This is a genomic window from Streptomyces sp. NPDC002044 (genome assembly GCF_040296725.1).
Lineage (GTDB): Bacteria > Actinomycetota > Actinomycetes > Streptomycetales > Streptomycetaceae > Streptomyces > Streptomyces antarcticus.
Map to the genome: position 1 here is coordinate 1 of NZ_JBEOXU010000267.1, position 4,387 is coordinate 4,387.

Consider the following 4,387-nt stretch of genomic DNA (forward strand, 5'->3'; position numbering starts at 1 on the left):
GTGCGGGGCGCCCGGAGTTCGGGGATCCAGACGGCTCCGTCGGCGGTGGCCCGGCAGATCGCGCCGGCCCGGGTGGCGAGCAGTTCCCCGGGGCGGCCGCGCAGCCGGTCCTCGGGGTGGCCGCCGTGCAGGAACCAGGCGGCGCCGAGCAGTTCGTCCCGTACGCCGGGCTGCGAGTCGGCGGCGCGCAGGGCGCTCAGCACCCGCTCGGTGGAGTCGGCCGCCCAGTCGATGCGGCGGTCCTCCTGGCGCATGGAGGGGCGCGCGGTGCCGGTGCTCTGCGGCCGTGGGACGTACGTGCCGGAGGCGAAGCGGTCGACGGCCAGCAGGACGGCCCGCAGTGCGGCGTCGGCGATCTCACCGCGGTACAGGTCGCTCTTGCCGACCGGCGGGACGGGGCAGTCGGCCGTGGCCCAGACGGGTCCGGCGTCCATCTCCGCCTCGGCCTGCAGGACGGTGACGGCCCAGCGGGCGGCCCCGTCCCGGACGGCCCAGTCGAGGGAGGAGGGTCCGCGGTCCCCGGGCGGACCGGGGTGGACGATCAGGCAGGTGCGGGCGGCCCACACCTCCTCGGGGACGGCCGTGCGCAGCATCGGCGCGAGGATCAGGTCGGGCTGGTGCCGGCCGACGGCCCCGGTCAGGGAGGTGTGGGGCAGCGCCAATTCGACCGCCACGCTGTGGCCGTGGTCGCGCAGTTCGGCGTGGACCCGCTGGGTGAGGCTGTTGAACGCACTCGCGACGAGCAGGACGTGCACGTGATCTCCCAGCGGCGGCCCGGATCCGCGGGCGCCCCGGCGCCCCGGCTGATCATGACCGGAACATGACCGGCCGCCTGAGATGGTCGAATACGCCGGCCGGGGCGCTCCCGGCGCCAAGCGGTGGTGTCACTCGAAAGTGCGTCCGGCGGCGGCCACTCGGCCGCGGCCCGGGGCGGCGACGGGCCTGGCCCGGGTGGGGCGGACCCGTCAGCGGGACGGGCGGGGCGGCGGACCGGGCGGGGCGGGTGCCGGTCCCGTGTCAGCCCGTGTCGAGGACCAGGTCCGCCCGGTCCCGGCCCGGCGCGATGAGCCGGGCGTTGGCCTCGTCCGAGCGGGCCACCCAGGCACGCGCCCCGGCGGGGTCCTTGCCGTGACGGACGTGCCGGGCGACCAGGCGTGCGATCCGCCGTCCGTCGTCGGGGGCGAGGTACCACGCCTCGTCGAGCAGCTCCCGTACCCCCGCCCACTCCCCCGCGTCGTACAGCAGGTAGTTGCCCTCGGTGATCACCAGCGGGACACGGGGGCCGACCGGGATGCTCCCGGCGACCGGCTCCTCGAGCGACCGGTCGAAGGCCGGGGCGTAGACCGTGCCCGCCGCGGGTTCGCGCAGGCGCCGCAGGAGGGCGGTGTACCCGGCCGCGTCGAAGGTGTCCGGAGCGCCCTTGCGGCCGGCCCGGCCGAGCCGGACCAGCTCGGCCTGCGCCAGGTGGAAGCCGTCCATCGGCACCACCACGGCGACGTCCGGCCCCAGGACCCCCGCGAGGGCCGCGGCCACGGTCGACTTCCCGGCGCCCGGCGGCCCGGCGATCCCGAGGATCCGCCGGTCACCACCCGGCCCGCCCCGGGCTGCCAGCGCAGCCGCCCGCCGTGCCAGTCCGGTCATCTCCACCCCCCTATCCTGCCGCACCGGCGTCGCTTCCCCCGGGTACCGGGCGGGGCAGGGGCGTTGTCAGACCCCTGGGCCATGATCACGGCATGACGACGACCACCGCTGAAGCCCTGGCCACCCGAGACGAGTACGCCGGCGCGATCGCCACCGCCCTGGGGGCGGCCGCCGCCTACTACGGCTCCGGTGAATCCGCCCTCGACGACGCCTCCTTCGACCTCCTGATGGGGCTGATACAGGCTTACGAGGAGCGGTACCCGGAGCACACCGACACCGCCTCGCCCACGGGCAAGGTGGCCGGAGGCGCCGTCGCGGCGGGGGAGGTGGCGCACACGGCGTCGATGCTCTCGCTCGCGAACGCGTTCAGCCCGCAGGACCTCCTCGACTGGGAGTCCTCGCTCGTCCGCCGGCTCGGGGAGCCCGTCGGCGGCGGGTACGTGGTGGAACCGAAGCTCGACGGGGCCTCGCTGGCCGCCCGGTACCGCGGGGGCCGCCTCGTCCAGCTCGTCACCCGGGGCAACGGCATCGGCGGCGAGGACGTGTCGCACGCCATCGGCACCATCACCGGCCTCCCCCGGCAGCTCGCCGTGGACGCCTCCTTCGAGGTGCGCGGCGAGGTGCTCCTGACGGCCGAGCAGTTCGAGCGGGCCAACGCGACGCGTGCCGCGCACGGGGCGGGCCCGTTCTCGAACGCGCGCAACGGCGCGGCGGGGACGCTGCGGGCCAGGGGCCGCGCGTACACGGTGGAGATGACCTTCTGGGCGTTCGGCGCGGTGGAAGTCGACGGGGGCACCGAACTGCCCCGCACCACGCACTCGGACGTCATGGCGTACGTCGCCGCCGCGGGCGTCCGCACGGCCGCCGACACCCCGGCCGGGCTGACCGTGGCGGGAACGATCGCCGGGGCGCAGGAGCAGGTCGACCGGATCGCCGCGCTCCGCGCCGGGCTGCCCTTCGGCATCGACGGAGTCGTCGTCAAGCTGGACGACCTGGCCGAGCAGGCCCGCGCAGGGACCGGTTCGCGCCACCCGCACTGGGCGACGGCGTACAAGCTGCCGGCCGTGGAGCGACGGACCCGGCTGCTGGACGTGACCTGGTCGGTGGGGCGTACGGGTGTGCTCGCGCCCACCGCCGTACTGGAGCCGGTGGAGATCGACGGCTCGGTGGTGCGGCACGCCACCCTCCACAACCCCGCCGACATCGAGCGCCGCGGCCTGCGGATCGGTGACACGGTGACCGTCTACAAGGCGGGCGACGTCATCCCGCGCGTCGAGGCCCCGGTGGTGGAGCTGCGCACCGGCGGGGAGCGCGTGATCGAGCCGCCGGCCGAGTGCCCGGGATGCCAGGGGGAGATCGACCGCTCCCAGGAGCGGTGGCGCTGCGCCCAGCCCGCCGACTGCGGACGCATCGCCGCGATCCTCTACGCGGCCGGGCGCGACCAGCTCGACATCGACGGGCTGGGCGAGCGGTACGTACGGGCCCTCGTCGAGGCCGGGGACGTACGGGACGTCGCGGACCTGTTCGCGCTGGACCACGCGCGGCTCGCGCGGGCGGCGGGGAGCGAGAAGCGGGCCGCGAAGCTGGTGGAGCAGATCGGGGCGGCGAAGGACCGGCCCCTCTCACGGGTGTTCTGCGCGCTCGGCGTGCGCGGCACCGGCCGGGGCATGTCCCGGCGGATCGCCCGCCACTTCGGAACGATGGAGGCCGTCCGGGCCGCCGACGCGGCCGCGATGACGGCGGTGGAGCTGGTCGGCGCGTCCAAGGCCGCCGGGATCGTCGCGCAGGTGGCGGAGCTCGGGCCGGTCATCGACAAGCTGGCGGCGGCCGGGGTCAACCTGGTGGAACCGCGCGTGGAGGGCCGGGACGGGGCGGCGGCCACGGCGACGGACGGGCCGCTCGCGGGCCAGAGCGTCGTCGTCACGGGGAAGATGACGGGCCCGCTGGCCGCGTACGACACCCGCGACAAGGTGCGCGAGCTGATCGAGCGGGCGGGCGGGAAGTCCTCGAGCGGCATATCGGGGCGGACCACGCTGCTCGTGGCGGGCGAGAAGGCGGGCGGAAAGCTCGCCAAGGCCGCGGAGGCGGGCGTCGAGATCCTCGGCGAGGAAGCGTTCGCCGAGCGGATCGCCGCGTTCCTCGCCGGCTGACCGCCCCCGCCGCCTCCGCGGGCCCAGGGCCCCGTGGCTCCGGGACGGCGGGACGGCGGGCCCGGTCCGTGTCCGGGCCTCCGCCGCGCGGGCTCAGCCCCTGCCGCGCCGGGGACCCGGGGCCGGTGGGGTGACCGCGAGCACCGGCGGGGCGGGCGAGGACCAGCGGTGGCCGCAGGGGTCGAAGACCAACACCACCGGCAGGCCCGGGCGCTGGCGCCAGGAGATGCGCTCCGGCGCGCTCTCGCACACCGGGCAGCGGGGCAACGGGCCCGGCTCCGGCAGGCACCCGGGTGCGGCCGCGAGCGGCGTGGAGTGCGTGTCACGCATGGAGGCTCCCTGGTCGTGCGGTTGGGCTGATCGCACTGTGCCATGGACGGGCCCTTGTCCGCACGGGCGAATCGTCCAGTGTTTTCGCTGGTCAGAGGTGTGGACACCAGGAGTATTCCGGTCCTCTTGCGGGCACTTGGTGATCAACTGCACCCGTTTCCGGCCGCCACCAGGCCGGATTCGTACGCCACGATCACCGAGCGGGCGCGGTCTCCGGCGCCGCGTCCGGCCCGATGGCGCGCCGCGTGCTCACCGCCCAGGGTCAC

3 protein-coding genes and 1 pseudogene are annotated in these 4,387 nt (G+C 76.1%); 1 reads left to right on the top strand and 3 read right to left on the bottom strand.

What is annotated here, in order from left to right:
* A pseudogene (locus ABT106_RS31195) lies at positions 1 to 755 on the bottom strand (hydrogenase maturation protein); the annotation flags it as partial.
* A gap of 262 nt (positions 756 to 1,017) precedes the next feature.
* Positions 1,018 to 1,641: a nucleoside/nucleotide kinase family protein gene (locus ABT106_RS31200; protein WP_502979537.1), complete on the bottom strand. Its 624-nt coding sequence runs from the start codon at positions 1,639 to 1,641 to the stop codon at positions 1,018 to 1,020.
* A 92-nt stretch (positions 1,642 to 1,733) separates the two neighbouring features.
* Between ABT106_RS31200 and ligA the strand changes: the two genes are divergently transcribed.
* A complete protein-coding gene (gene ligA / locus ABT106_RS31205) occupies positions 1,734 to 3,791 on the top strand; it encodes an NAD-dependent DNA ligase LigA (protein WP_351284220.1) in 2,058 nt (685 codons plus the stop codon).
* Between the two features lie 93 nt (positions 3,792 to 3,884).
* Here the strand turns inward: ligA and ABT106_RS31210 are convergent, their stop codons facing one another.
* A complete protein-coding gene (locus ABT106_RS31210) occupies positions 3,885 to 4,121 on the bottom strand; it encodes a hypothetical protein (RefSeq protein WP_351284222.1) in 237 nt (78 codons plus the stop codon).
* Between the last annotated feature and the right edge of the window lie 266 nt (positions 4,122 to 4,387).

Excerpts from the sequence above, each read along its gene's own strand:
- ABT106_RS31200 (WP_502979537.1), bottom strand. The coding sequence starts at position 1,641 with ATGACCGGACTGGCACGGCGGGCGGCTGCGCTGGCAGCCCGGGGCGGG.
- ABT106_RS31210 (WP_351284222.1), bottom strand. The coding sequence starts at position 4,121 with ATGCGTGACACGCACTCCACGCCGCTCGCGGCCGCACCCGGGTGCCTG.
- ligA (WP_351284220.1), top strand. The coding sequence starts at position 1,734 with ATGACGACGACCACCGCTGAAGCCCTGGCCACCCGAGACGAGTACGCC.